The sequence below is a fragment of the Pseudomonas sp. LBUM1640 genome, from assembly GCF_059716225.1.
In genome coordinates, this window is the sequence record NZ_CP166816.1 from 5,231,168 (window position 1) to 5,255,006 (window position 23,839).

23 protein-coding genes, 1 tRNA gene and 1 pseudogene are annotated in these 23,839 nt (G+C 58.5%); 14 read left to right on the plus strand and 11 right to left on the minus strand.

The annotated features are described in order from the left end of the window. The first annotated feature begins 5 nt into the window (after positions 1–5). The 3 genes and pseudogenes from ACA065_RS22985 to ACA065_RS22995 all read left to right on the plus strand — a co-directional run bounded on the left by ACA065_RS22985 (position 6) and on the right by ACA065_RS22995 (position 2,120). Entirely contained in the window at positions 6–740 is a 735-nt protein-coding gene (locus tag ACA065_RS22985; RefSeq protein ID WP_497691648.1) for a phosphoadenylyl-sulfate reductase, read from the plus strand. A gap of 452 nt (positions 741–1,192) precedes the next feature. After that, positions 1,193–1,387: pseudogene (locus ACA065_RS22990) on the plus strand (NCS1 family nucleobase:cation symporter-1); the annotation flags it as partial. A gap of 13 nt (positions 1,388–1,400) precedes the next feature. Further along, complete coding sequence (locus ACA065_RS22995) at positions 1,401–2,120, plus strand: aspartate/glutamate racemase family protein (protein ID WP_497691649.1); 720 nt, start codon at positions 1,401–1,403, stop codon at positions 2,118–2,120. Positions 2,121–2,225: 105 nt separating this feature from the next. Here ACA065_RS22995 and ACA065_RS23000 read toward each other — a convergent pair whose 3' ends face one another. Then, positions 2,226–3,149 (minus strand): LysR family transcriptional regulator, encoded by a 924-nt coding sequence (locus ACA065_RS23000; RefSeq protein ID WP_497691650.1) that lies wholly within the window; start codon positions 3,147–3,149, stop codon positions 2,226–2,228. 106 nt (positions 3,150–3,255) lie between these two features. Here ACA065_RS23000 and ACA065_RS23005 point away from each other — a divergent pair, with 106 nt between their 5' ends. Beyond that, positions 3,256–4,002 (plus strand): 3-oxoacyl-ACP reductase family protein, encoded by a 747-nt coding sequence (locus tag ACA065_RS23005; protein WP_497691651.1) that lies wholly within the window; start codon positions 3,256–3,258, stop codon positions 4,000–4,002. Between the two features lie 141 nt (positions 4,003–4,143). Here ACA065_RS23005 and ACA065_RS23010 read toward each other — a convergent pair whose 3' ends face one another. After that, complete coding sequence (locus ACA065_RS23010) at positions 4,144–4,833, minus strand: HAD-IA family hydrolase (RefSeq protein WP_497691652.1); 690 nt, start codon at positions 4,831–4,833, stop codon at positions 4,144–4,146. Between the two features lie 300 nt (positions 4,834–5,133). Here ACA065_RS23010 and ACA065_RS23015 point away from each other — a divergent pair, with 300 nt between their 5' ends. Then, positions 5,134–5,460, plus strand: a complete 327-nt coding sequence (locus ACA065_RS23015) for a helix-turn-helix domain-containing protein (RefSeq protein WP_497691653.1) — start codon at positions 5,134–5,136, stop codon at positions 5,458–5,460. A 105-nt stretch (positions 5,461–5,565) separates the two neighbouring features. Beyond that, positions 5,566–5,922 (plus strand): DUF2784 domain-containing protein, encoded by a 357-nt coding sequence (locus ACA065_RS23020; RefSeq protein WP_497691654.1) that lies wholly within the window; start codon positions 5,566–5,568, stop codon positions 5,920–5,922. Here ACA065_RS23020 and ACA065_RS23025 read toward each other — a convergent pair. After that, entirely contained in the window at positions 5,909–6,058 is a 150-nt protein-coding gene (locus tag ACA065_RS23025) for a hypothetical protein (RefSeq protein WP_497695446.1), read from the minus strand. The two genes, ACA065_RS23020 and ACA065_RS23025, sit on opposite strands and share 14 nt — an antisense overlap. Positions 6,059–6,180: 122 nt before the next feature. On the opposite strand from ACA065_RS23025, the gene ACA065_RS23030 reads away from it, so the two are divergent. The 4 genes from ACA065_RS23030 (at position 6,181) to ACA065_RS23045 (ending at position 9,105) form a co-directional block, all read left to right on the plus strand. Beyond that, positions 6,181–6,759, plus strand: coding sequence for a DUF4337 domain-containing protein (locus tag ACA065_RS23030; protein ID WP_497691655.1), 579 nt, complete (start codon positions 6,181–6,183; stop codon positions 6,757–6,759). A 206-nt stretch (positions 6,760–6,965) separates the two neighbouring features. Next, on the plus strand, positions 6,966–7,319 hold the full coding sequence (locus ACA065_RS23035) for a gamma-glutamylcyclotransferase family protein (RefSeq protein ID WP_497691656.1): 354 nt from the start codon (positions 6,966–6,968) through the stop codon (positions 7,317–7,319). A 48-nt stretch (positions 7,320–7,367) separates the two neighbouring features. After that, positions 7,368–8,408: a DMT family transporter gene (locus ACA065_RS23040; RefSeq protein WP_497691657.1), complete on the plus strand. Its 1,041-nt coding sequence runs from the start codon at positions 7,368–7,370 to the stop codon at positions 8,406–8,408. A gap of 319 nt (positions 8,409–8,727) precedes the next feature. Then, positions 8,728–9,105 carry a c-type cytochrome gene (locus tag ACA065_RS23045; protein ID WP_497691658.1) on the plus strand — a complete coding sequence of 126 codons (378 nt, stop codon included), beginning with the start codon at positions 8,728–8,730 and terminating at the stop codon, positions 9,103–9,105. A 72-nt stretch (positions 9,106–9,177) separates the two neighbouring features. On the opposite strand, the gene ACA065_RS23050 is transcribed toward ACA065_RS23045, so the two are convergent. Together ACA065_RS23050 and ACA065_RS23055 are read right to left on the minus strand one after the other, a co-directional pair. Then, positions 9,178–10,713, minus strand: coding sequence for a sensor domain-containing diguanylate cyclase (locus ACA065_RS23050; RefSeq protein WP_497691659.1), 1,536 nt, complete (start codon positions 10,711–10,713; stop codon positions 9,178–9,180). A 504-nt stretch (positions 10,714–11,217) separates the two neighbouring features. Next, a tRNA-Ser gene (locus ACA065_RS23055) sits at positions 11,218–11,307 on the minus strand. A gap of 335 nt (positions 11,308–11,642) precedes the next feature. Between ACA065_RS23055 and ACA065_RS23060 the strand changes: the two genes are divergently transcribed. The 3 genes from ACA065_RS23060 to ACA065_RS23070 all read left to right on the plus strand — a co-directional run bounded on the left by ACA065_RS23060 (position 11,643) and on the right by ACA065_RS23070 (position 14,398). After that, positions 11,643–12,335 carry a crotonase/enoyl-CoA hydratase family protein gene (locus ACA065_RS23060; RefSeq protein WP_497691660.1) on the plus strand — a complete coding sequence of 231 codons (693 nt, stop codon included), beginning with the start codon at positions 11,643–11,645 and terminating at the stop codon, positions 12,333–12,335. Positions 12,336–12,548: 213 nt separating this feature from the next. Continuing rightward, positions 12,549–13,289, plus strand: coding sequence for a 1-acylglycerol-3-phosphate O-acyltransferase (locus ACA065_RS23065; RefSeq protein WP_497691661.1), 741 nt, complete (start codon positions 12,549–12,551; stop codon positions 13,287–13,289). A 137-nt stretch (positions 13,290–13,426) separates the two neighbouring features. Then, positions 13,427–14,398, plus strand: coding sequence for a magnesium and cobalt transport protein CorA (locus tag ACA065_RS23070; RefSeq protein ID WP_497691662.1), 972 nt, complete (start codon positions 13,427–13,429; stop codon positions 14,396–14,398). On the opposite strand, the gene ACA065_RS23075 is transcribed toward ACA065_RS23070, so the two are convergent. The 3 genes from ACA065_RS23075 to ACA065_RS23085 all read right to left on the minus strand — a co-directional run bounded on the left by ACA065_RS23075 (position 14,395) and on the right by ACA065_RS23085 (position 18,664). After that, complete coding sequence (locus tag ACA065_RS23075; RefSeq protein WP_497691663.1) at positions 14,395–15,120, minus strand: amidotransferase; 726 nt, start codon at positions 15,118–15,120, stop codon at positions 14,395–14,397. The two genes, ACA065_RS23070 and ACA065_RS23075, sit on opposite strands and share 4 nt — an antisense overlap. A gap of 174 nt (positions 15,121–15,294) precedes the next feature. Continuing rightward, positions 15,295–17,442, minus strand: a complete 2,148-nt coding sequence (locus tag ACA065_RS23080; RefSeq protein ID WP_497691664.1) for a 3-hydroxyacyl-CoA dehydrogenase NAD-binding domain-containing protein — start codon at positions 17,440–17,442, stop codon at positions 15,295–15,297. Between the two features lie 16 nt (positions 17,443–17,458). After that, a complete protein-coding gene (locus ACA065_RS23085; protein WP_497691665.1) occupies positions 17,459–18,664 on the minus strand; it encodes an acetyl-CoA C-acetyltransferase in 1,206 nt (401 codons plus the stop codon). 647 nt (positions 18,665–19,311) lie between these two features. Here ACA065_RS23085 and ACA065_RS23090 point away from each other — a divergent pair. After that, positions 19,312–20,118, plus strand: a complete 807-nt coding sequence (locus ACA065_RS23090) for a c-type cytochrome (protein WP_497695408.1) — start codon at positions 19,312–19,314, stop codon at positions 20,116–20,118. Between the two features lie 146 nt (positions 20,119–20,264). Here ACA065_RS23090 and ACA065_RS23095 read toward each other — a convergent pair whose 3' ends face one another. The 3 genes from ACA065_RS23095 to ACA065_RS23105 are packed head-to-tail and all read right to left on the minus strand — an operon-like array spanning position 20,265 to position 23,429. Then, positions 20,265–21,068 (minus strand): transglutaminase family protein, encoded by an 804-nt coding sequence (locus tag ACA065_RS23095; protein ID WP_497691666.1) that lies wholly within the window; start codon positions 21,066–21,068, stop codon positions 20,265–20,267. Beyond that, positions 21,065–22,015: an alpha-E domain-containing protein gene (locus ACA065_RS23100; RefSeq protein WP_497691667.1), complete on the minus strand. Its 951-nt coding sequence runs from the start codon at positions 22,013–22,015 to the stop codon at positions 21,065–21,067. Before ACA065_RS23100 ends, ACA065_RS23095 begins: the two co-directional genes overlap by 4 nt. A 4-nt stretch (positions 22,016–22,019) precedes the next feature. Further along, positions 22,020–23,429 (minus strand): circularly permuted type 2 ATP-grasp protein, encoded by a 1,410-nt coding sequence (locus tag ACA065_RS23105; protein ID WP_497691668.1) that lies wholly within the window; start codon positions 23,427–23,429, stop codon positions 22,020–22,022. Between the last annotated feature and the right edge of the window lie 410 nt (positions 23,430–23,839).

The window sequence follows — 23,839 nt, forward strand, 5'->3', positions numbered from 1 at the left end:
TCCTGATGAACCAAGCCTTCGACGTCGCTGAACTCGCCGCGACTTATGCCAACAAATCCGCCCAGGACATTCTCAAGCTGGCGTTCAAACAGTTCGGGGATGACCTGTGGATTTCCTTCAGCGGCGCCGAGGACGTGGTGCTGGTAGACATGGCCTGGAAGCTGAACAAGAACGTCGAGGTGTTCAGCCTCGACACCGGTCGCCTGCACCCGGAGACCTACCGGTTTATCGAGCAGGTGCGCGAGTTCTACAAGATCGACATTGAGCTGATCTCGCCGGACCAGAGCAAGCTGGAGCCCTTCGTCAAGGCGAAGGGCCTGTTCAGTTTCTATAAGGACGGCCATGGCGAATGCTGCGGCGTGCGCAAGATCGAACCGCTGCGTCGCAAACTCTCCGGCGTCAGCGCCTGGGCCACCGGCCAACGCCGTGACCAGAGCCCCGGCACCCGTAGCCAGGTGGCGGCATTGGAAATCGATACGGCGTTCTCCACACCCGAGCGCACCCTGTATAAATTCAACCCGCTGGCGCAAATGACCAGCGAGGAAGTCTGGGGTTATATCCGCATGCTTGAGCTGCCATACAACAGCCTGCATGAACGCGGGTTTATCAGCATCGGCTGCGAGCCGTGCACCCGCCCGGTATTGCCCAACCAGCATGAGCGTGAAGGCCGCTGGTGGTGGGAAGAAGCCACGCAGAAGGAATGTGGCTTGCACGCTGGGAATATCATCAGCAAGGCCTGAGGGCTGGCGCAGTAAAAAAATGTGGGAGCGGGCTTGCTCGCGAATGCGGTGGTTCAGTTGATGTATTCGGTGACTGACACGGCGCATTCGCGAGCAAGCCCGCTCCCACATTTGTTTTGTGGTGGATGTAAATCCTGTACACACTAATGTAACTATCGGCGCCATTTATGTGTGCAATCTATATTCCTTAGCACCAAAACGTAACACCCATCCCCGTACGCTTTTCGCCTCTTGAATAGAGCGCCTCTGCGTCAAAAAATAAATACCTGTTCAAACGGTCAATTTATATCGCTTTTAATTCAGTCAGTTATTTGAACAATCTATAAAAACGAAATTATCGTCTGTTTTGATAGAGCGAAAACTGGCACGCATGTGGCTTACGGTGGAACGCGCTTTGTATACAATAAATCCAAAATATACATACACTTTTCCATCTGCGGCATTCCTGCAGAATTGCGGCGTTTATTCCTGCGGCGCTGATCGCGATTCTGTTGGCGCTGCTGCCTGGTTTTGCCAGCGTCGCCCCGTTTTCCTGGCTGTTTGGCGCCGGTATTGCAGGGCTGTTGTACCTGTTGATCGCCAAGCGTCAGCCGTTCTACGCCGATATCAGCGGCGAAAGCATTGCAGTCGATAACGTCAGTCACTAACCAAGGACACTCCATGCGCATCCTCGTGGTCAACGTCAACACCACCGAATCCATTACCGAAACCATCGCCCAGCAAGCGCGGGCCGTGGCCGCGCCGGGCACCGAGATCGTCGGGCTCACCCCGTACTTTGGCGCCGAGTCGGTGGAGGGCAATTTTGAAAGTTACCTGGCGGCCATCGCAGTGATGGACCGGGTGATGGCTTACGACCAGCCGTTTGATGCGGTGATCCAGGCCGGTTATGGCGAACATGGCCGTGAAGGCTTGCAGGAGTTGTTGAATGTGCCGGTGGTGGACATCACCGAAGCGGCGGCCAGCACGGCGATGTTTTTGGGCCATGCCTATTCGGTGGTGACCACGCTGGACCGTACCGTGCCGTTGATCGAAGACCGGCTGAAACTCGCCGGCCTGTACCAACGCTGCGCCTCGGTGCGCGCCAGCAGCATGGCGGTGCTGGAACTGGAAGAAGACCCGCTGGCCGCCATGGAAGCCATTGTGCGCCAGGCGGAACTGGCTATCCGTGAGGACAAAGCCGAAGTGATCTGCCTCGGCTGCGGCGGCATGGCCGGGCTGGATGAGCAGATTCGTCAGCGCACCGGAGTGCCGGTGGTGGATGGGGTGACAGCGGCGGTGACCATTGCTGAATCGCTGGTGCGGCTGGGTTTGTCGACGTCGAAGATCAGGACCTATGCGACGCCGCGGCCGAAGAAGGTGATTGGTTGGCCAGGCAGGTAGACCAAGGCGCCTGCATCGCGGGCAAGCCCGGCTCCCACAATAGATCGCATTTTCATGTGGGAGCTGGCTTGCCTGCGATGGCCGCGCCTCGGTCTACAGCCATGCTTAAACCGCGCTGAATCGCTGGCCCAACCGCTGCTCGGCAAACTGCTCGATGATGAAATCCACAAACGCCCGGGTTTTGCCGGGCAGCAGTTTATGTTCGGCGTAGTACAGGGAGATGTTGCCGTCGTCGACGTACCAATCGGGTAGCACCCGCACCACCGCGCCGCTGTCGAGGAACGGCACCGCCATCGGCATGCTCACCAACGCGATGCCCAGGCCTTGGGCGCTGGCGCAGCAGGCGGCTTCGGAGTCGCTCATGGTCATGCGGGGCTTGAGCACCAACGGGCGTTGTTCGCGCTCCGGGCCGGTGAGTTGCCAGGTGCGCACGCGGCCGGTTTGCGGAGAGCGGATCAAGATGCCCAGGCAACGCGACAGGTCTTCGGGCGCATGCACCGGCAGGCGGCGCGCCAGGTAATCCGGGGAGGCTACCAGCACTCGATGCGCGGGGCTCAGCTTACGTGCCACCACGCCTTGGGGCAGTTCAAAACCACCGCCGATGGCGGCATCGAAACCTTGGCCGATCAGGTCGACCTGACGATTATCGAAGTGCCAGTCGGGGCTGATATCCGGAAAGCGCCGCATGAACTCCGCCAGCAGCGGCACCACATAACGATTGCCGAACACCGTGCCCATGCTGACCTTGAGCGTACCCACCGGCCGCCCTTCGGCGCTGGCAAGGTTAGCCACAGCGTTCTGGATGGTGGTGAGGCTGGCGCTGACTTCTTCGAGAAACAGTTTGCCGGCCTCGGTCAGGGTCAGGCGTCGGGTGCTGCGCTGGAACAGGCGCACACCCAGGCGCGCTTCCAGCTTGGCAACGCTTTTACCCACCGCCGCCGGGGTCAAGCTCAGGTGCCTTGCGGCTTCGGCAAAGCTGCCGCCCTCGGCGCTGCGCACAAAACATTCGATACTGCCAAAGCTTTCCATATCAGCTCATTCTAAACTTTTGGTTTACACAGACTATAGCAATCACGGTCTACCGGGTTGTGTGGGTGAAGTCGATACTCGCCCCATCAACTACTTGGAGATCGACATGACCACACACAACCTCACTGGCAAAGTCGCCTTGATTCAAGGGGGTTCCCGCGGTATTGGCGCCGCCATCGTCAAGCGCCTCGCCGCGCAAGGCGCAGCCGTCGCCTTTACCTACGTCAGCTCTGCGGCAAAAGCCGAAGAATTGCAGAACAGCGTGATCAGCGCAGGTGGCAAAGCCCTGGCGATTCAGGCCGACAGCGCCGATGCCACGGCGATTCGCAGTGCGGTCAACGCCACCGTCGAAGCGTTTGGGCGCCTGGATATCCTGGTGAACAACGCCGGTGTATTGGCCATCGCACCACTGGAAGATTTCAAGCTGGAAGACTTCGACCAGACCCTGGCGATCAATGTACGCAGCGTGTTTATCGCCACTCAGGAAGCGGCCAAACATATGAGTGAAGGCGGCCGCGTGATCAATATCGGCAGCACCAACGCCGAGCGCATGCCGTTTGGTGGTGGTGGCCCCTATGCAATGAGCAAGGCGGCACTGGTGGGGCTGACCAAGGGTTTGGCGCGGGACTTGGGGCCGCGTGGCATCACCATTAACAATGTGCAGCCTGGGCCGGTGGACACCGATATGAACCCGGCCAACGGTGAGTTTGCCGAGACGTTGATCGGGCTGATGGCGGTGGGGCGTTATGGGCACGTAGAAGAGATTGCCAGCTTTGTGGCGTATTTGGCGGGGCCTGAGGCTGGGTATATCACTGGGGCCAGCTTGACCATTGATGGTGGTTTCAGCGCCTGATTGGTAAGGCCTTTAGAACACTGCAAAACCAAATGTGGCAGCGGGCTTGCTCGCGAAGGTGGCGTGTCAGTCAATGAATACATCGACTGACGCACCGCCTTCGCAGGCAAGCCCGCTCCCACATTTTTTGATCCTGTTCATTCAGGGAAAAGGTGGCAAGCCGTAGGCGGCCAGGTCGAAGTCCGCGAGTTTGCGGATGATCTGGTCGGCGTGGTGGTACTTGCTGTCGGCCATGGCCTCATCCGGTACGGCGATGGCGGTCATGTTGGCGGCTTTTGCGGCGGTCACACCGAACGGCGAATCTTCGAACACCAGGCAGTCTTCTGGCGCAACGCCCAAGCGGCGTGCGGCGGTCAGGAAGATGTCCGGCGCCGGTTTGGCAGCGCCGACTTCCGGGTCGTCAGCGGTGACGATGGTGCCGAACAGGCCAAACCATTCGCGGTGCAACGTGGTCTTGTGGCCAAACGAATTGCGCGACGAACTGGTGCCTACCGCAATCGGAATGTTATGCGCTTTCAAGTGCCGCACCAGCGCTTCGGCGCCGGGCATGCCCAAGGCCTTGGGGAAACGCTCGCTCATCAACGGCTCGCGGATTTCGAGAAACTGTGCCGCGGTGATCGGCAAATCCAGCGCCTTGACCACATAGTCGGCCAGGTCCTGAGCACCCCGACCGATGATGTGCTGCTTGATGCCCCAGTCATAGGTACGGCCATAACGTTCGGCGATGATCTGCGTGACTTCGGTGTAGATGCCTTCAGTGTCCAGCAACAAACCGTCCATATCGAAAATCACGGCCTTGATTGGACCGACTGCAGTACGCGGTGCATTCATCACAACAGAACCTTGGGGGAAGGACTAAAAGGATTCAGCACAATAACGGCCCAGGTTGCCTGCAAGCAACCTTTGCGGCTCGGTATTGATAACCACACTGATCAACTACGCCAAGCAGCCGCGCGCTGAAGACGTTTACGAAGTCAGGTTTACATGCAGCAACAGCTTCGATCAGCTGGCCTCGGGAGACAGGCTAACGTTGGAAGGAACCCTGCTTAGTGTATTTGCAAAAAAGGCCCTAAAAACTTGTTAAAGCCTTATCAAAAAATAAGCCTTAAATAAGGCTTAAGCAGGAAAAACATGATCAGTGCGTCCCCCCACATACAAGTCATCAATGACCTGGAAGGCAAGCCTGCGTTTGTGGTTATCCCTTACGGGCAATACCTCGCACAGCAAGGCCGAAACCACCTTATTCCGTATCAAGTCGTCAGCCTGATTATCGATGGGGTCAGCCCCATCCGCGCCTGGCGCGAGCACCTGAACCTGACCCAGGTAGAGGTCGCCAAACGCCTGGGAATTTCACAATCCGCTTTCGCCCAACAAGAAGCGGTGAACAAACCTCGTCGGGCAACGCGGGAAAAGATAGCCAAGGCGTTTGGCATTAATGCCACTCAACTGGAGCTATAGCGTTACTCAGGAAAATCCGCGCCCTCATTTACCTCAGCCACACGTTAAAATCAGCTGGAACACCTCGGCGCCTGAAGCCGGCCAACCTTAAAAGCGAACCCACACATGCTCTATCGCGTCGCCGCCGACAGCCTGGTGCTGTTTCACCTGTGTTTCATCCTGTTCGTGCTGTTCGGCGGGCTGCTGGCGCTCAAATGGCGGCCGGTCATGTGGCTGCACCTGCCCGCTGCAGCCTGGGGTGTGGCCGTGGAAGTGTTCCACCTGCCCTGCCCGCTGACCCAATGGGAAAACCTGCTGCGCCACCTCGCCGGGCAGGACGGTTATGGCGGTGGGTTTATCGAGCATTACATCCTCACGCTGATCTACCCGGCGGGGCTGACCCCGAACATTCAACTGGCGCTCGGGGCGCTGGTATTGCTGATCAACATCGCGGTGTATGTGCGCTTGATCAGGCGCTCGTAGGCAGGCAGCCCAAGTCGTCCAAGGTGGCTTCCACCGCCTGATCCAACGGCGTGTGGGGCTCGCGGCCCAGGGCATCCACCAAGCGCTGGTTATCCATGCGCAGCGGGGTTTGCCACAGGTAGCGCATCTCCAGCAAACAGCCCGCGCTGCCGGGTGACCTTTGATGCGTTAGTCGCAGGTTTGCAGCGTTACGTACAGGCTTGAGACAGCTTCGTTGGTGAAGAATCAGACTCCCTCAGCCCCTTCATAGGCGCCCCCATGTCCGAAGCCTTCGAAGTCCCCAGCCCCCACGAAAAACACATCGAACACACTACCGAACATGCGCACGGGCGCGGCGACAATTTCGCCAGCCGCATCGCGGTGATGACTGCGCTGATGGCCACCCTCGGCGCCATGCTCAGCTACCAGGCCGGCTCTACCGAAAGCGAAGCGGCGATGGACAAGAACAACGCCGCCATCATCAAGACCGAAGCCGCCAACCAGTGGAACTACTACCAGGCCAAATCCAGCCGCCAAAACCTGGCGGAACTGGCCACGCACATTCCCGGCGTGGACGCTGCGCATTACAAGGATGAGATCGAGCGTTACAAGGGCCAGAAGGAAGAGGTGCGCAAGCAGGCCGAGAAGCTTGAGGCGACTTCAAAGGAATGGGATCAGAAGTCTGAAGAAGCCCTGCACCAGCATCACCGCTGGGCGCAGGCGATGACCGCGATTCAGATCGCGATTTCGTTGGCGGCGATTACGTTGCTCACGCGCAAGGAGTGGCTCAAACGTATGTCCTACACCGCCGGAGCTGTCGCCGTAGTCCTAGGCAGCCTGGCCTGGCTGCACCTCTAACTGACCGAGCGCGGCCAAAAATGTGGGAGCTGGCTTGCCTGCGATGGCGGAGGGTCAGGCAGCATTAATGCCCGCTATGCCACCGCTATCGCAGGCAAGCCAGCTCCCACAGGTGCGCTTCGAAGTTTTCAGAGTTGGGCTCTGCCATCACATCGCTATATAGTAAAACACCTAACGTCCAGCACAGCCCATCTCAAGGAATACCCATGGAACGCTCCACCCAATTCCCAGTGCTGTTGTTTTCCTACGGCACCTTGCAAGACAAAGCCGTGCAACTCGCCAACTTCGGCCGGGAACTCGTCGGCCAGCACGACGCGATGCTCGGCTATTCGCAAAGCTGGGTCGAAATCACCGACCCTGAAGTGCTGGCCACCAGCGGCAAGACCCACCACCCTATCGTCGCACCGACCGAGGAAAAGGCTGCCAGCGTTGAAGGCATGGTCTTTCAGATCAACGAACAGGAACTGGCGGCGGCGGACGCCTATGAAGTGTCGGACTACAAGCGCGTGTCCGTGGCGTTGACGTCGGGCCTGAGCGCTTGGGTGTACGTGCAGGCCTAAACAACACCCCTAACGTCGTATCATGGGCCCACCTATCGAGGATGGCCCATGAACCTCAGCATTGTTTACGCACTCGCCGCCGCCGCCCTGTTCGGCGCCAGCACTCCGCTCGCCAAAAACCTCGGCCTGGGCCTCTCGCCCGTACTGCTCGCCGGCCTGCTCTACCTCGGCAGCGGCATCGGCTTAGCCTGCGTGCGCCTTATGCGTGATCGCGGCTGGAAACCCACCGGGCTCATCCCGTCTGAATGGCCCTGGCTGATCGGCGCCATCGCGTTCGGCGGCATCCTCGGGCCGGTTGCCTTGATGTTCGGCCTGACCCGCACCGCCGGCGCCACCGCCTCCCTGATGCTCAACCTTGAATCGGTGCTGACCGCCCTCATCGCCTGGCTGGTATTCAAAGAAAACGCCGACCGCCGTATCGTCCTCGGGATGCTCGCGATAGTGCTGGGCGGCGTGGTGTTGTCCTGGTCCGACGGCGGTGGCGCAAGCCACGATTGGCGAGGCCCGGTGGCCGTGGCAGTCGCGTGTTTGTGCTGGGGGATTGATAACAACCTGACGCGCAAAGTGTCGGCGTCGGACGCGCTGTTTATCGCCGGCGCCAAAGGGTTGATTGCCGGCGTGGTGAACTGCAGCCTGGCGCTGTACCTCGGTGCGCAGGTTCCGGGTGTGACGCAGCTGGTGCCGATTTTGCTGGTGGGGTTTCTGGGGTATGGCATCAGCCTGGTCATGTTTGTGCTGGCGCTGCGCGGCCTGGGCAGTGCGCGCACGGGGGCGTACTTCTCGACGGCGCCGTTCCTTGGGGCGGCGGTGGCGTTACTGGCGTTCGGGGAGTCAGTGACGGTGGCGTTCTGGATTGCATCGGCGTTGATGGCCGTGGGCGTGTGGCTGCACCTGACGGAACGGCATGCGCATGAGCACCTGCATGAAGCGACAGAACACGGGCATCGGCACGTGCATGATGAGCACCATCAGCATGAGCATGGGTTTGAGTGGGACCCGGCGCAGCCGCATAGTCATGGGCATGTTCATAGTGTGATGAAGCACAGCCATGCGCATTTTCCGGATGTGCATCATCGGCATCGGCATTGAGGCTGACGGGGGCGCGCAATAAACTGCTCAACGGTAGCTGTGCGCGGGAGACCTTCGGGTCTGCCGGTTTTTCCGATTGTCCCGGTTCGCCAACCTGCGTACAGCTGCCACCCTTGAACAGCACTTTTCTCAAAACGTAGAAATTATAAACCCTTGGTTTTTCCCGAAACCAAGGGTTTTGTTTGTCTCGCCGCTGATGTCGCATCACCCGCTTTAGAACTCAACAGCTCGTCTATACACTAGACAGCGCATAGCCTCCGAACACCTGCGGAGCTTGCCCTCAATTCAGACCTGACGCATACAACAAGACTCTATAAAAATGAAAATAGTGTTCATCGCTACGCTGGGAATGTTATCGCTCATTCAAACATCACTGTCCTTCGCGGAGAGCGCAAATGGGAAAAACCTCTTTTTACAGAGATGTGCCATGTGCCATGGCGCAGATCTCAAGGGGACAGGACCATTAGCGAATAAGAGCAACCCTCCTACACCTGACCTGACAACATCTAATTTCAAGAAACGACTTAACGATTATCCAGGCGTTATTGTCTCGTCGGTAATACTTCGCCCCAATGGAGACTTGATTCCAAGAACGTTGCGAGAGAATGGTGTGAAGGTACCGCCGCACGCGTGGACGATTAATGATCTGCGCGATTTAAATCAATACATGATTAGTGTGATTTCGAGAAGTCGATAAATTGCGCGTGACAGGTTCTTCAGAGGTTAAATAAATCTGCCCCCGTTCTTTAGTATCTGTAGCCTTGAAGGTTCAGGTTTCGAGGACTTCCAGCGACTGATGCTCGACACGGTTGCGCCCCAGTCTTTTTGCGCGATACAAAAGACTGTCGGCCTTTTCCAACAAGTCAATCGCTGCCATAACGCCACGCTGGTGATTGGCAGTGACACCTGCGCTGATGGTGACAATACTTCCTGTACTGCCCCTGTGTTCAATTTTTGCTGCCTCAATTGCTAACCGTACTTCCTCAGCGATCTTTACTGCACCTGCCAGTTCTGTCTCGGGCAGCAGAATTACAAACTCTTCGCCGCCATACCGGGCAGCCAAGTCGGCTGGGCGATTTATATGTTTACCTATCAACTGTGCGATTTGCCTTAAGCATTCGTCACCGAGGACATGGCCATAATGGTCGTTGTACTGTTTGAACCAATCTATATCGATGAGTATGAGCGCTATGCTATTTCCAGTGCGGCATGCCCTCGACCACTCTTGTGCCAGCGTAGCGTCGAAACACCTACGGTTAGGCAAGCCCGTAAGGCTGTCTGTTTTAGCAATATATTCTAAATCACAATGCGCCAGACGCAGTTTTTCTTCTGCCGCCAACAACCGTTGAATTTGTCGGTAAAAGAGAAAGCCCAGACTGGTCAGCACAAGAATTATAAGCCCCACCATAATCGATGCCTGGTAGACGTATGTCCACCATGTTGCAAATACTGACTCTAATGACAACCCTGCTGCTGCGACAATCGGAAGGCCCTGTATGCGGCTGTAGGCATAGACGCGTTCCACCCCGTCCACCACGGACGTCAGGGTTGCTGTTCCGTCGTCGCTGTTTATTAAATATCGACTAAACAACTCTCCCTTTGCAATGTTAGTCGTCATGAGCGCGTCAATCATTGGTCGGCGGGCCAACAAATCGCCGTTATTCAGTGCGAGCAGTATGACGCCTTGTTTGTCTACGTCCAAACGCTCAAAGAAACGTTGAAAGTAGGCAACAGGCAACGTCGCCAAAACCACGCCACTGAAGCTGCCATCCGGGTATTGAGTGCGGCGGCTGACAGGGATGATCATGTCGCCGGTGGTGCGGCTCAAAATGACCTGGCCTACATGGATGGCCAAGTCAGAGTGGTTTTTATGGTAGATAAAATAAGAGCGATCGCTATTGTTCTTTGCGACCGTCTGCGGAGAGAAAGAATTGACTACCCAGTCGCCATTCTTGTCGTAAATGAACAACCCTTGAATGCCGTCGGTTGCCTCAACGTTGTTAGCCATTACTTTGGATAAGCGAACTCTCTGCTCCTCGCTAACCTCGTCATTTTCAACGCGCTCCGCAAGGTTGCTGAGAATGTTTTCAGCCTGACGCAAGGTATCTTGAGCCTGCTGACCGGAAGCCCGAACAATGTTATGGACAGCAATTTTGGCATTCGTCAATCGTTCGTCCGCCGATTGCTTCAACTGCCAGGCAATTGCGGAAACCAACATGACACAGACCAGAAAAATAAAAGCTATCAGGCCCACAGAAAGAGCTTTAGGGGTTAATCGACCAGACACAAGCGTTATGGTTTTCATGGACCTCTTCATAGTGTTGGTGCGCCGAACCTTACTGTGAATTTTCTAGATTCATCAACAGCCAGGTTTAGCGCACCCCCAGCGATCAGGATACTGAGTCAATATGGGCTTAATACGGCCAACATGCACGCTATGAATCTACGCAAGTTCAACGTTACAAACCCACTGTGATGGGCGCAGCCGGGGCGAGGAGACCAGAGCCGGCGCACCATGACGCGCCGTCTTTATTCCAAGGCACGCTGACGCCCACAATCTCCGATGCGATTACCCGATATCAATGGAGGCTTGAGGAAACTTCTCTAGAGTTGCAGCCTTTCACTAAGGTACGTCTGAGCGTTAACGACCCCTATTAGAGGGCTGAGTTATCAGCCAGACTAGCCCAACTTTGTGCACCAAAATAGAGGAGCGGTCCCATGAGGGTCACATGGGCCATTTTCCAGACGCCAGAAACCACAAACCCCCGGGCTTTCTCTAGGAAAACCAGGGGTTTGTGTTTACTTAATGTGGCGGTGAAGGAGAGATTCGAACTCTCGATACAATTTCTTGTATACACACTTTCCAGGCGTGCTCCTTAAGCCACTCGGACACTTCACCGTATCTCGTCAAACCAGTTCAGTCTGTCGAGGCGCGCTAATGTAGTCGAAAGCCTTTCTGATGGCAAAGGTTTTTTTCAGAATTTTCATGCGCTTAGACGGTTATGCCGTTACCTGCCCGGCGAGGGGTGGTGAATCTGCCATTCTCGGGCATCGGCGGCATCGTCTGGGATGGCTGCTGCGCCCTGCTCCGGGCCGTCTACCCTTGGGGATGCGGCAAAAGCCTGACTGGGTAGTCAGTCACGGCGCTTTACCGGGGCGGGTGTGGTGGGTAACGTCTGCGCATGCGCTGCTATAAACAGCCTATCTATAACAAGTCCTACAAGGAACCGCGTCATGAGTGAGTTGATTGCCTACCACCTCGAAGACGGTATCGCGACCCTGACCTTGAGCAACGGCAAGGTGAATGCCATTTCTCCGGCGGTGGTCAGTGAGTTTAATGCGGCGCTGGATCAGGCCGAGAAGGATCGCGCAGTGGTGATCATCACCGGGACGCCGGGGATTCTGTCGGGTGGTTATGATTTGAAGGTGATGACCGCCGGCCCTAAAGAGGCCATCGGCCTGGTGACGGCAGGCTCGACGTTGGCGCGTCGCCTGTTGTCGCACCCGTTCCCGGTGATTGTGGCGTGCCCTGGGCATGCGGTGGCCAAGGGTGCGTTCCTGCTGTTGTCGGCCGATTATCGGATTGGCGTGGAAGGCCCGTTCAGCATTGGCCTGAATGAAGTGGCGATCGGCATGACCATGCACCACGCGGGTATCGAGTTGGCGAGGGATCGTCTGCGCAAGTCGGCGTTCCATCGTTCGGTGATCAATGCCGAGATGTTTGACCCACAGGGCGCGTTGCAAGCGGGCTTCCTGGATAAGGTAGTCGCCCCCGAAGAGTTGCACGCGGCGGCCCTGGAAGCGGCGCGTCAGTTGAAGAAGATCAACATGAACGCCCACAAGCACACCAAGTTGAAGGTGCGTAAGGCACTGCTGGAAGCCTTGGATGATGCAATCATCCAGGATCAGGGCCATAACCTGAGCTGATGCCTCACAGCTGATGTGCCAGAGCCCGACCTTGAGTCGGGCTTTTTCTTACACATAAATCCGAAACACCCTAAACCGCTCTAGTCGGGCCCTACCGGAACGCGTTGAAACATGTGCTTAAACATCGCCTATCTCCTACGTCTGTAGGGGCAATTGCCGAATACAGTGCACATCCGTACACTGCGCCACCTTTTGTCCCGATGGGCTGTGTCGATGCTTTTTCTGTTACGTATGTTGTTGATGGGCCTGCACTTTATGGTCGCCGGTGTGCTTGGCGTGCTATTGGGCATTTGCCGGCCTTTCAATCCGGACAACAGCCGGCTGTGTGCTCGCCTCTATGGTTTGCCTGCGATGTGGATTTTGCGTTTAAACGTGAAAGCGGATGTCGACTCGCTGCGCAACAAGCCTGGCACCTGCGTGATCATTGCCAACCACCAGTCCAACTACGATCTGTTTGTGCTGGGCACTGTGGTGCCGCATCGCACGGTGTGTATTGCCAAGAAAAGCCTGAAATGGGTGCCGCTGTTCGGCCAGTTGTTCTGGCTGGCGGGCAATGTGCTGATCGACCGCGGTAATGCGCACAAGGCACGCCGCGCGATGCTCACCACCACGCATACCTTGCAGCACGAAAACACCTCGATCTGGGTGTTCCCGGAGGGCACGCGCAACTTGGGCAAAGGGCTGTTGCCGTTCAAGAAAGGCGCGTTTCATATGGCGATTGCAGCCGGTGTGCCGATCGTGCAGGTGTGCGTGAGCAATTACGTCACGCATATGCAGCTTAATCGGTGGAACAGCGGTGACGTACTCATACGTTCGTTGCCGCCGATTCCTACCGTGGGGCTGACTGCGGATGACATTCCGGCCTTGATGCAGGCGTGCCAGAAGCAGATGGATGAGTGTATTGCTGAGATGGACCGTGAGCTGCAAACCGTTTGGGCGCCTGCGCCTTTGTGATTGTTGGGGGGCGCTTCGCGCCCCAGCGCAAGCAAGCTTGCTCGCCACAAAAAGCCCGCTTTACAACTGCAACAAGGGAACGCCATTCAGGCTAAGCTGCCCAACACCTGTCCTCCCAATAAGAAGCGATCAGCACCATGGGTAGAGTTGTTGCGGCTGCCGTTTACAGCGCCGGAAAGAAAGTCACTGATATCACCCTCGACGAAGGCGCGGCCTGGGCCGCCAAACCCGATCACTTTGTGTGGATCGGCCTGGAAGAGCCCAACGCCCACGAGTTGGCCAACCTGCAACGCCAGTTCAACCTGCATGAACTGGCCATCGAAGACGCCCTGGAAAAACACAGCCGCCCCAAGCTTGAAACCTTCGGCGATGCGCTGTTTATCGTCACCTACTCACCGGTGCGCGAGAACGGCAAGCTGGAGTTTATCGAAACCCATATTTTTGCCGGTAACGGCTACATCATCACCGCCCGCAACGGCCACTCGGCGTCCTACGGCTTTGTTCGCCAACGCTGTGAGGCGCGGCCACTGTTGTTGGAGCACGGGGAAGATTTCGTACTTTATGCGCTGCTGGATTTCGTCACCGAGAACTACCAGCCGGTGAGCGAAGCCATCCATGCCGAGATCGATGAGCTGGAACGCAATGTGCTGTGCAGTTCGCTGAGTGAACGCGACATTCAGAAGATCCACGGCCTGCGCCGCGACGTGCTGCGGCTTAAACGCTATGTGGCGCCGATGGTGGAGATCAGCCAGGAATTGCAGAAGCTGAACTTCCCGTTTATCGACAAGAACATGCGCCCGTATTTCCGTGATGTGCAGATCCACGTGACGCGGCAGATGGAAGACCTCACCACCCTGCGCGATATCGCCAGCCAGACCATTGAGATTGGTGTGTTGCTCGAGGCGTCGCGCCAGAGCGTGGTGCAGCGCAAGTTCGCCGCGTGGGCGGCGATCCTGGCGTTCCCCACCGCGGTGGCGGGGATTTATGGGATGAATTTCCAGAACATGCCCGAGCTGCAATGGCACTACGGCTATTTTGCGGTGCTCGGGTTTATCGCGGTGGGCTGCAGCAGTTTGTGGGCCAGCTTCAAGCGTTCGGGTTGGCTTTAAGCCGCAGCCTCTGGCTTGTGTGCGACAAAGCGCATCATCCATTCCGCCACGGTGACGCCGTGGTGGTCGCGCTCAAGGCTGGCAACGCCGTTGGTGTAGACCTTTTCGCCTAGAGTCGTCTGAAGAATCTCCAGCAGCTCGCGGGAATAATCGTGGATGAACTCCGGGTGGCCCTGGAAGCACAGCACCTGGTCGCCGATGTGGTACGCAGCGAACGGGCAAAACGCGCTGGACGCGATGACCTTGGCGTTTTCCGGCAAGGTGGTCACCTGGTCCTGGTGGCTGATCAAAAGCGTCAGTTCTTCCACTTCCGGGCTCATCCACGGCGCCTTCGCGTCGAGTTTGTAGTCGTGGATGCCCATGCCCCAGCCTTGGCCGGCGCGTTCAGTCTTGCCGCCCAGCAGCAGTGCCAGCAGTTGGTGGCCGAAGCAGATGCCGATCAGCTTGTCGCCGCGCGTATAACGCTCAAGCAGGTAGGTCTTGAGGGTCTGGATCCACGGGTCGGTGCCGAAGGAATCGGCCTTGCTGCCGGTGACCAGGTAGGCGTCAAACACTTCATCTTCCGACGGGTATTCGCCCTGCACTACGTTGTAGACGACAAATTCGGCGGCAATCGGTTGCTTGGAGAACAGGCGCTTGAACATCTGCCCGTACCCTTGGTACTGATCGATCAAACCTGGACGCAGGATATCGGTTTCCAGGATACAGACGCGTAGCGACATAAAAAATACCTGACACGGTGATGGGAATAATGCACACCCCAGAGCCTGCCTTGAAATGTACCTGCAAAGCAAGCCCCCTGTAGGAGCGGGCTTGCCCGCGAAGGCGGTGGGTCAGCTAAAAAATATGTCGACGGGTACACCGCATTCGCGAGCAAGCCCGCTCCCACATTTTGATCACCGAAAGGTCGCCCCTTGCGCCGCTTTCTCAAGCAACAACGCCGGCGGCGAGAACCGCTCCCCATACTGCTCAGCCAGGTAACGCGCCCGCGCAATAAAGTCGTTCAGGCCGTACTGGTTGATAAATTGCAGCGCGCCGCCACTCCATGCGGCAAAGCCGATGCCGAAAATCGAACCGACGTTGGCATCAGCCGTGGACATCAATACGCCCTCCTCCACGCAACGCACGGTTTCGATGGCCTGGATAAACAGCAAACGGTCGCGCACATCCTGTGGCGAAATCTGTTTGTCGGGCTGTTCAAACCGCCCTTTCAACTCGGGCCACAGGTGTTTTTGCCCGCCTGCGGGGTAGTCGTAAAAACCGCCGCCCGCCGCCTTGCCCGTGCGTTTGTATTCATTCACCAACAGGTCGATCACCTGCGTCGCCGGATGCGTCGGCAGTGCCTTGCCTTCGGCTTGCAGGTCTTTCGCCGTTTGCTGTCGGATATGGCTCATCAAGCTCAGTGACACTTCATCGGATACCGCCAGCGGCCCCACGGGCATCCCCGCCTTGCGCGCTTCGGTTTCGATCATCGGCGCGGCCACGCCTTCGCCGAGCATGGCGATGCCTTCGTTGGTGAACGTGCCGAACACCCGCGAGGTAAAGAAGCCGCGGCTGTCGTTGACCACGATCGGGGTTTTGTTGATTTGCAGTACGAAATCAAAACCCCGAGCCAGGGTTTCGTCGCGGGTGTGGGCGCCCTTGATGATTTCCACCAGCGGCATCTTGTCGACCGGGCTGAAGAAATGCAGGCCGATGAACTTGCCTTGATCGGGCACGGCGTTGGCCAGGCCGCTGATGGGCAAGGTCGAGGTGTTGGAGGCGATTACGGCGTCGGCGCCGACCACGCGTTGGGCGGCGGCCGAGACCTTGGCCTTGAGTTCACGGTCTTCATAAACCGCCTCAATGATCAGGTCGCAGCCCGCCAGGTCGCCATCAGAGGCCGTAGGATGAATCCGCGCCAGGGTGGTTTCACGCTGTTCGGCGGTCAATTGCCCACGGCTGACCTTCTTGTCCAGCAGCGCAGCCGAGTGCGCCTTGCCCTTCTCTGCCGCCGCCAGGTTGACGTCCTTGAGCACCACCTCGATGCCCGCACACGCACTGACGTACGCAATACCCGCGCCCATCATCCCAGCGCCAAGCACACCGACCTTGCGCGTGACGTAAGGCGCATAGCCTTGTGGCCGCGAGCTGCCGGCGTTGATTTCATTGAGCTGAAACCAGAACGTGCCGATCATGTTTTTCGCCACCTGCCCGGTGACGAGTTCAGTGAAGTAGCGGGTTTCGATCAGGTGCGCGGTGTCGAAATCCACTTGGGCACCTTCCACGGCGGCGCAGAGGATTTTCTCTGGAGCCGGGAAGCAGCCATGGGTTTTGCTGCGCAAAATCGACGGCGCAATCGCCAGCATCTGTGCCACTTTCGGGTTCGATGGCGTGCCGCCGGGGAGCTGATAACCCTTGTTATCCCAAGGCTGCCTGGCCTCAGGGTTGGCGAGAATCCAGGCGCGAGACTTGGCCAGCAGCTCATCACGGCTCGAAGCCAGCTCATTGATTAAACCGGCTTGCAGCGCCTGTTGCGGCCGGACTTTTTTGCCTTCCAGCAAATACGGCAAAGCCTTTTCCAACCCCAACATACGCACCATGCGCACCACCCCACCGCCGCCCGGCAACAGGCCCAAGGTGACTTCCGGCAAGCCGAGCTGGGTCGATTTGTCGTCCAGGGCAACGCGGTAGTGGCAGGCCAGGCAAATCTCCCAGCCGCCGCCGAGTGCCGCGCCATTGATCGCAGCCACCACCGGTTTGCCGAGGGTTTCCAGGCGACGCAACTGCGCCTTCAACACCAACACGCCGTCGTAGAAATCCTTGGCGTGGGCTTTGTCGACGTTGATCAATTCATTGAGGTCGCCGCCAGCGAAAAAGGTCTTCTTCGCCGAGGTGATAACCACACCGGCAATGTCGTCCTTTTCCGCTTCCAGGCGCACGACGGTGGCCGCCATGGCCTCGCGGTATACGCCGTTCATGGTGTTGGCGCTCTGGCCGGGCATGTCGAGGGTCAGCACCACGATCTGGTCGTGGCCTTTTTCGTAACGAATGGCGTCGGTCATGTCAGGTTCCTTGGGCTCAGAGGCGTTCGATAATGGTGGCGATGCCCATGCCACCGCCGACACACAAGGTGGCCAGGCCATAGCGTTGCTGGCGCACTTCCAGCTCGTCGAGCAGGCTGCCGAGAATCGCGCAGCCCGTGGCACCCAGCGGGTGGCCCATGGCGATGGAGCCGCCGTTGACGTTGACCCGCGCGGCATCGATACCCATGTCCTTGATGAATTTGAGGACGACAGACGCAAACGCTTCGTTGACTTCAAACAGGTCGATGTCTTCCACACGCAAACCGGCCTTGGCCAGGGCTTTACGCGTAGCCGGTGCCGGGCCGGTGAGCATGATGGTCGGGTCGGTGCTGGTCACCGCCGTGGCGACAATGCGCGCTCGCGGTTGCAGGCCCAGTTCGCGGCCACGGGCCTCGGAGCCGATCAACATCAGCGCCGCGCCGTCGACGATGCCGGAGCTGTTGCCCGGTGTGTGCACGTGATTGATGCGCTCTACATGGCTATAGACCCGCAACGCCGTGGCGTCGAAGCCCATCTGCCCCATCATCTCGAAGCTTGGCTTGAGCTTACCGAGGCCTTCGAGGGTGGAGTCGCTACGGATAAATTCGTCGTGGTCCAGCAGCACAATACCGTTCTGGTCCTGCACCGCGATCAGCGACTTGCTGAAGGAACCGTCTGCGCGGGCCCTGGCCGCTTTCTGCTGTGAATGTAGGGCGAAGGTGTCGACGTCTTGGCGGGTGAAGCCTTCCAGGGTGGCGATCAGATCCGCGCCGATGCCCTGGGGCGTGAAGTGGCTGTGCATATTGGTTTGCGGGTCGAGCACCCAGGCGCCGCCGTCGCTGCCCATCGGCACACGCGACATGGATTCGACGCCGCCGACCACCACCAGGTCTTCAAAGCCGGAACGCACTTTCATCGCGCCCAGGTTCACCGCTTCCAGGCCCGAGGCGCAAAAACGGTTGATCTGTACGCCAGCGACGCAAACGTCCCAGTCCGCCACCAGTGCGGCGGTCTTGGCGATGTCGGCGCCCTGATCGCCCACCGGGGTCACGCAGCCCAGGACGATGTCATCCACCAGGCGTGTATCCAGGTCGCTGCGCTGGGCCAATGCGGTGAGCAAGCCGGCCACCAGGTTTACCGGTTTGACGCTGTGCAGGGCGCCGTCGGGCTTGCCTTTGCCCCGGGGCGTGCGTATCGCATCAAAGATCAAAGCTTGAGTCATGACATCCTCGAACGCTGTGCGTGTGTGCCCCTACCTTAGGCCCGATTGACACGGTTTCAATGACGGATGCGCTCATTGCTTTTGACCCTCACGCTCGGACGAACGGTAGGGTGCTATGGGAAACGTCGGGTTAATCGTTTTAGCTGTCTAGCCAAGGCATTGGCGCCAAGATGGCGATATGCCTCATGCCTTTTTAAGTCGAAATGCTGATTAGTTGATATGAAATGGATCTAAGCCACGAAGAACGAGGGCTCTAAGGTTCACTCAGTAAGAAGTTGCTGCCGGGTTTTGCTGGAGCAGCTGTAAGAAAAGCGACACGTCACGTTGCGATACTGATAATTACCGGCACGCATTTGACGCTCAGGAATAACAACAAAAGGCAGTCAGCCATGTTCAAACATTCGAAGGTACGTCAGGCGGGACTTATTCTGTTCGCCACCACACTGATTCTGATCTTGCCCAATTTAACCAAGATTATTGGGTGACGACTCGATCCTCACATTCGGTGCACACATTGCACCAGGACTGCAGCTTTTGGCAGCACCTGCCGGGACATTGCGTATAGCGGTCCTGTTGCAGGGGCTGTCTTTTTGCGTGCGAATTTCCGGTATCGTGAGCGTCATCGCCACCTGCAACCGGGCTCACTCTTGAAACCTATCCTCGCCTTCCTCGTCTTGCTATTAGCCCTGCCCGCTTCGGCTGCGCAATTGACTGTCGAGTTGGATCACGCCAGCAAGACCTGGCAGACCGCCGACCTGCTCAACCACCCGGATGCGCAGACCGTACAGATCGTTGATGACGTTTCCTACAAGCGCAACATGACGTATCGCGCGGTGCCGCTGGCCTCTCTGCTGCCAGGGCTGAAGCCTGAAAACCACCTGCAAGCCGTGGCCCTGGATGGGTTCGCCGCCGAGCTGACGGCTGCGCCATTGCTGGCAAAACACGGTGCCCGCGCATGGCTGGCAGTGGAGGACCCCGCTCATCCGTGGCCCGCACTGGCGCAGGGCAAGCCGAGTGCCGGGCCGTTTTATCTGGTGTGGACCGACCCGCAGGCCGGCAATATCAGCCCCGAACAGTGGCCGTTCCAGGTGTCCGCAATCAAGCAACTGCAGACAGTCGCCGAACGTTTCCCGGCATTGTTGCCTGACCCGAAATTGGCCGCGAATGACCCCGTCAACCAGGGCTTTGCGCTGTTCCAGAAAAACTGCCTGGCCTGCCACCGCCTCAATGGCGCCGGCGACGCACAGGTGGGGCCGGATCTGAATATTCCCTACAACCCCACCGAGTATTTCAGCGGGGATTTCCTCAAGCGCTATATCCGTGACCCGCAGAGCATGCGGCATTGGCCACAGGCGAAGATGCCGGCGTTCGCTGCCAGCGTGTTGCCGGAAGGCGAGCTGGATTTGCTGGTGGGGTATTTGAAGCATATGGCGGGGCGTAAACAGCAGCCTTGAGCCTGGCAAAGACTCTGAAAACACCACCGTTCACTGTGGGAGCTGGCTTGCCTGCGATGGCGGTCGGTCAGTTAACCCATTTACAGCTGACCCGCCGCTTTCGCAGGCAAGCCAGCGCCCACATTTGATCGGCTCCACGCTGAAGATTATTGCTGCTGCACCGAAATAACCGGCGTCGGCGCCACGAACACCTTGGCATGCATCTGCTCATGCCCGCCGCCTCGGCGCATGCCGCGTACCGGGCAGGCATCCAGGTAGTCCAGGCCTACCGCCAATTTCAAATGCCGCTCGGGCCGCGCCAGTTGGTTGGTCACGTCAAAGCTGTACCAGGCGTCATCCAGCCAGGCTTCGGCCCAGGCGTGGCTGGCCAGGTGTGTGTTGTCCTCAGTGTACAAATACCCCGACACATACCGTGCAGGAATCCCCAGGCTACGGGCGCAGGCCAGGAACGCATGGGTGTGGTCCTGGCACACACCCACACGCCCGGCAAAGGCCTGGGCGGCGCAGGTGTCGACTTCGGTGGCGCCGGGTGTGTAGACCATCGATTGGTTGAGCGCGTGCATCAGGTCGATCAATGCGCTGCGGTCGCGGCGTTGGTGGCAGTGCTGTTCGGCAAACAGACGCAATGCCTCGTCGGGCTCGGTCAGGCGCGTGCTGCGCAGGAACGGGAAGGCCGACCGGCTCTCGTGTTCGGCCTCGCGCAACTCGTCGATGTCCACCTGGCCACGCGCGCCGATGATGATGGCATCGTGGGGCTCATCCAGGGTGAGCACATGCAGGATGTTACCGAACGGGTCGACCTGCGCACGCACCAGACGCGGCAAATCCAGCTGCCAACTGAGTACGCGCTGGCGTTCGCTGTCGTGGGGTGTGAGACGCAGGTATTGGATGCTCGCGCGCACCTGGTCTTCGTAGTGGTAGGTGGTTTCGTGGCTGATGGAGAGTCTCATGCCGCCTCCAAGTAGGAACTGTAGATGGCGTCGCCCAACTGGCGTACCAAGGGGATAAAGTCGGTCAGCCAGGCGTGCAGGCCTTCCTCGAGGATTTCATCGATGGCGGTAAAGCGCAGGCGCGCGTCCATCTCGGCGGCCAGACGCTGGGCCGGGCGACCGTTGAGGCCAGGCAGGCTGGCAAGGATCTGGTCGATCTCTTCGCTGCAGGCACGCAGCGAGCGCGGCACGTCGGCGCGCAACAGCAGCAACTGCGCCACTTGGCGGGCGCCGGGCGCGTCGCGGTAGATCTCGGTGTAGGCCTCGAACGACGACAGCGCACGCAGCAAGGCGCTCCACTGATAGTAGGCGTGAGCCGTGCCGTCGCTGACGGCGGCGGCTTGGTCGCCCGCCATTTCATAGCGCGCGTCGAGCAGGCGCAGGGTGTTGTCGGCGCGCTCGATAAACGTGCCCAGGCGAATAAAACGGAAAGCGTCGTTACGCATGATGGTGCCGTAAGTGGCGCCGCGAAACAGGTGCGAACGCTCCTTGACCCATTCACAGAACCGGCTCATGCCATAGCGGCTCAGCCCTTGCTGGGCAATATCGCGAATATCCAGCCAAGTGGCGTTGATGTTTTCCCACATGTCGGCGGTGATTCGCCCACGCACCGCATGGGCACTGGCGCGCGCGGCACCGAGGCAACTGTAGATGCTGGCTGGGTTGGCCGCGTCCAGCGCAAAAAAGTGCAGCAGGCGCTCGGCATGCAAATCGCCGTGGCGTTCGTGGTAATCCTCCAAGGTGCCGGTGATCAGCAGCGGCATGGCCAATTCATGCAGGCCATCACCGCGCCCATCCTGCGGCATCAGTGACAGCGAATAACTGACATCGAGCATGCGCGCGAGGTTTTCCGCGCGTTCCAGGTAGCGCGACATCCAGTACAAATCCGAGGCAGTTCTACTCAACATGGCATCAGTCCTCGACCACCCAAGTGTCTTTGGTGCCGCCGCCCTGGGACGAGTTGACCACCAGCGAGCCTTCACGCAGGGCCACGCGGGTCAAGCCACCAGGGACCACGCGGGTTTCCTTGCCGGACAACACAAACGGGCGCAGGTCGATATGGCGCGGCGCAATACCGTTTTCGACAAAGGTCGGGCACGTGGATAAACACAGGGTTGGCTGCGCGATGTAGGCGTGGGGCTTGGCCTTGATGCGCGCACGGAAGGCTTCGATTTCAGCTTTGCTGGACGCAGGTCCCACCAGCATGCCGTAGCCGCCGGAGCCCTGGGTTTCCTTGACGACCAAGTCCGCAAGGTTGGCCAACACGTGGGAAAGTTCATCGGGCTTGCGGCATTGAAACGTAGGAACGTTCTTCAGGATTGGCTCTTCATCCAGGTAAAAACGGATCATCTCGGTGACGAACGGGTACACCGACTTGTCATCCGCCACCCCGGTGCCGATCGCATTGGCCAGCACCACATTGCCTGAGCGATACGCCGCGAGCAGGCCGGGCACGCCGAGCATGGAGTCCGGGTTAAAGGCCAGCGGGTCGAGGAACGCGTCGTCAAGGCGACGGTAGATCACGTCCACGGCCTTGGGGCCGTCAGTGGTGCGCATGAACACGCGGTCATCGCGTACAAACAGGTCGGCGCCTTCCACCAGTTCCACACCCATTTCTCGGGCCAGGAAGGCATGTTCGAAGAACGCGCTGTTGAAGCGCCCCGGTGTCAGCACCACCACGCTGGGGTTATCCAGCGGGCTTGAGCTTTTCAAGGTGTCGAGCAGCAGGTTGGGGTAGTGATCGATGGGCGCAATGCGCTGGGCGGCAAACAGTTCGGGGAACAGGCGCATCATCATCTTGCGGTCTTCGAGCATGTAGCTGACGCCGCTTGGTGTACGCAGGTTGTCTTCCAGCACGTAGTAAGTGCCGTCACCATCGCGTACGAGGTCGACCCCGGAGATGTGGGAATACAGGTCGCGGTGCAAGTCCAGGCCCTGCATGGCCAGCTGGTATTGCTCGTTGGCCAGCACCTGTTCGGCAGGGATGATCCCGGCCTTGATGATGCGCTGCTCGTGATACAGGTCGGCGAGAAACATGTTCAGCGCCTTGACCCGTTGGATGCAGCCGCGCTCGACGATCTGCCATTCGCTCGCAGGAATGCTGCGCGGGATGGTGTCAAAGGGGATCAGGCGCTCGGTGCCCTGTTCGTCCCCGTAAAGGGTGAAGGTGATCCCGGCGCGGTGGAACAGCAAATCGGCCTCACGCCGACGCTGCGCCAGCAGTTCGGCTGGGGTTTCAGCTAACCAGCGGGCGAACTCGCGGTAATGGGGGCGGACCTGCCCTGCCCCGTCGTACATTTCATCGTAATAAGTGCGGGTCATGCCGTACTCCTTGTCACCCGGGCGCTTGAAGCATCGCAAGGCCCGTGCCATCGGCATAAACACTTAAAAATCAGTGAGTTGAATTACCACCCGGATCTGCACGCACCGTCCTGGTGCGCAGAATGCCCGCTGTCGTGTCCCGCGCTTCATCGCAATGCGGGCTTTGACTATCAACAGCATAGTCAGAGTTGATTTCACTGCCCGGCCGCGCCTGCGGATAATCACGCTCATCGGCTGAACAGGATGCGTCCTACAGCTTCAGCGAACCGCTCTTCCCTTTAGGCCACCCTCTTTGGGTGGCTTTTTTTTGGTGCGAGAAAATGCACTGCAAGTTCCGCCAACTTTCGTACAACACAAACAAAATCGGCCGACCCAAAGGTCAGCCGATACGCTGCGTTTCTCATGCTGCT

Bases quoted from the DNA above. Each gene is read 5' to 3' on its own strand.
- ACA065_RS22985 (WP_497691648.1), top strand. From the start codon at position 6: ATGAACCAAGCCTTCGACGTCGCTGAACTCGCCGCGACTTATGCCAAC.
- ACA065_RS22995 (WP_497691649.1), top strand. From the start codon at position 1,401: ATGCGCATCCTCGTGGTCAACGTCAACACCACCGAATCCATTACCGAA.
- ACA065_RS23000 (WP_497691650.1), bottom strand. From the start codon at position 3,149: ATGGAAAGCTTTGGCAGTATCGAATGTTTTGTGCGCAGCGCCGAGGGC.
- ACA065_RS23005 (WP_497691651.1), top strand. From the start codon at position 3,256: ATGACCACACACAACCTCACTGGCAAAGTCGCCTTGATTCAAGGGGGT.
- ACA065_RS23010 (WP_497691652.1), bottom strand. From the start codon at position 4,833: ATGAATGCACCGCGTACTGCAGTCGGTCCAATCAAGGCCGTGATTTTC.
- ACA065_RS23015 (WP_497691653.1), top strand. From the start codon at position 5,134: ATGATCAGTGCGTCCCCCCACATACAAGTCATCAATGACCTGGAAGGC.
- ACA065_RS23020 (WP_497691654.1), top strand. From the start codon at position 5,566: ATGCTCTATCGCGTCGCCGCCGACAGCCTGGTGCTGTTTCACCTGTGT.
- ACA065_RS23030 (WP_497691655.1), top strand. From the start codon at position 6,181: ATGTCCGAAGCCTTCGAAGTCCCCAGCCCCCACGAAAAACACATCGAA.
- ACA065_RS23035 (WP_497691656.1), top strand. From the start codon at position 6,966: ATGGAACGCTCCACCCAATTCCCAGTGCTGTTGTTTTCCTACGGCACC.
- ACA065_RS23040 (WP_497691657.1), top strand. From the start codon at position 7,368: ATGAACCTCAGCATTGTTTACGCACTCGCCGCCGCCGCCCTGTTCGGC.
- ACA065_RS23045 (WP_497691658.1), top strand. From the start codon at position 8,728: ATGAAAATAGTGTTCATCGCTACGCTGGGAATGTTATCGCTCATTCAA.
- ACA065_RS23050 (WP_497691659.1), bottom strand. From the start codon at position 10,713: ATGAAAACCATAACGCTTGTGTCTGGTCGATTAACCCCTAAAGCTCTT.
- ACA065_RS23060 (WP_497691660.1), top strand. From the start codon at position 11,643: ATGAGTGAGTTGATTGCCTACCACCTCGAAGACGGTATCGCGACCCTG.
- ACA065_RS23065 (WP_497691661.1), top strand. From the start codon at position 12,549: ATGCTTTTTCTGTTACGTATGTTGTTGATGGGCCTGCACTTTATGGTC.
- ACA065_RS23070 (WP_497691662.1), top strand. From the start codon at position 13,427: ATGGGTAGAGTTGTTGCGGCTGCCGTTTACAGCGCCGGAAAGAAAGTC.
- ACA065_RS23075 (WP_497691663.1), bottom strand. From the start codon at position 15,120: ATGTCGCTACGCGTCTGTATCCTGGAAACCGATATCCTGCGTCCAGGT.
- ACA065_RS23080 (WP_497691664.1), bottom strand. From the start codon at position 17,442: ATGACCGACGCCATTCGTTACGAAAAAGGCCACGACCAGATCGTGGTG.
- ACA065_RS23085 (WP_497691665.1), bottom strand. From the start codon at position 18,664: ATGACTCAAGCTTTGATCTTTGATGCGATACGCACGCCCCGGGGCAAA.
- ACA065_RS23095 (WP_497691666.1), bottom strand. From the start codon at position 21,068: ATGAGACTCTCCATCAGCCACGAAACCACCTACCACTACGAAGACCAG.
- ACA065_RS23100 (WP_497691667.1), bottom strand. From the start codon at position 22,015: ATGTTGAGTAGAACTGCCTCGGATTTGTACTGGATGTCGCGCTACCTG.
- ACA065_RS23105 (WP_497691668.1), bottom strand. From the start codon at position 23,429: ATGACCCGCACTTATTACGATGAAATGTACGACGGGGCAGGGCAGGTC.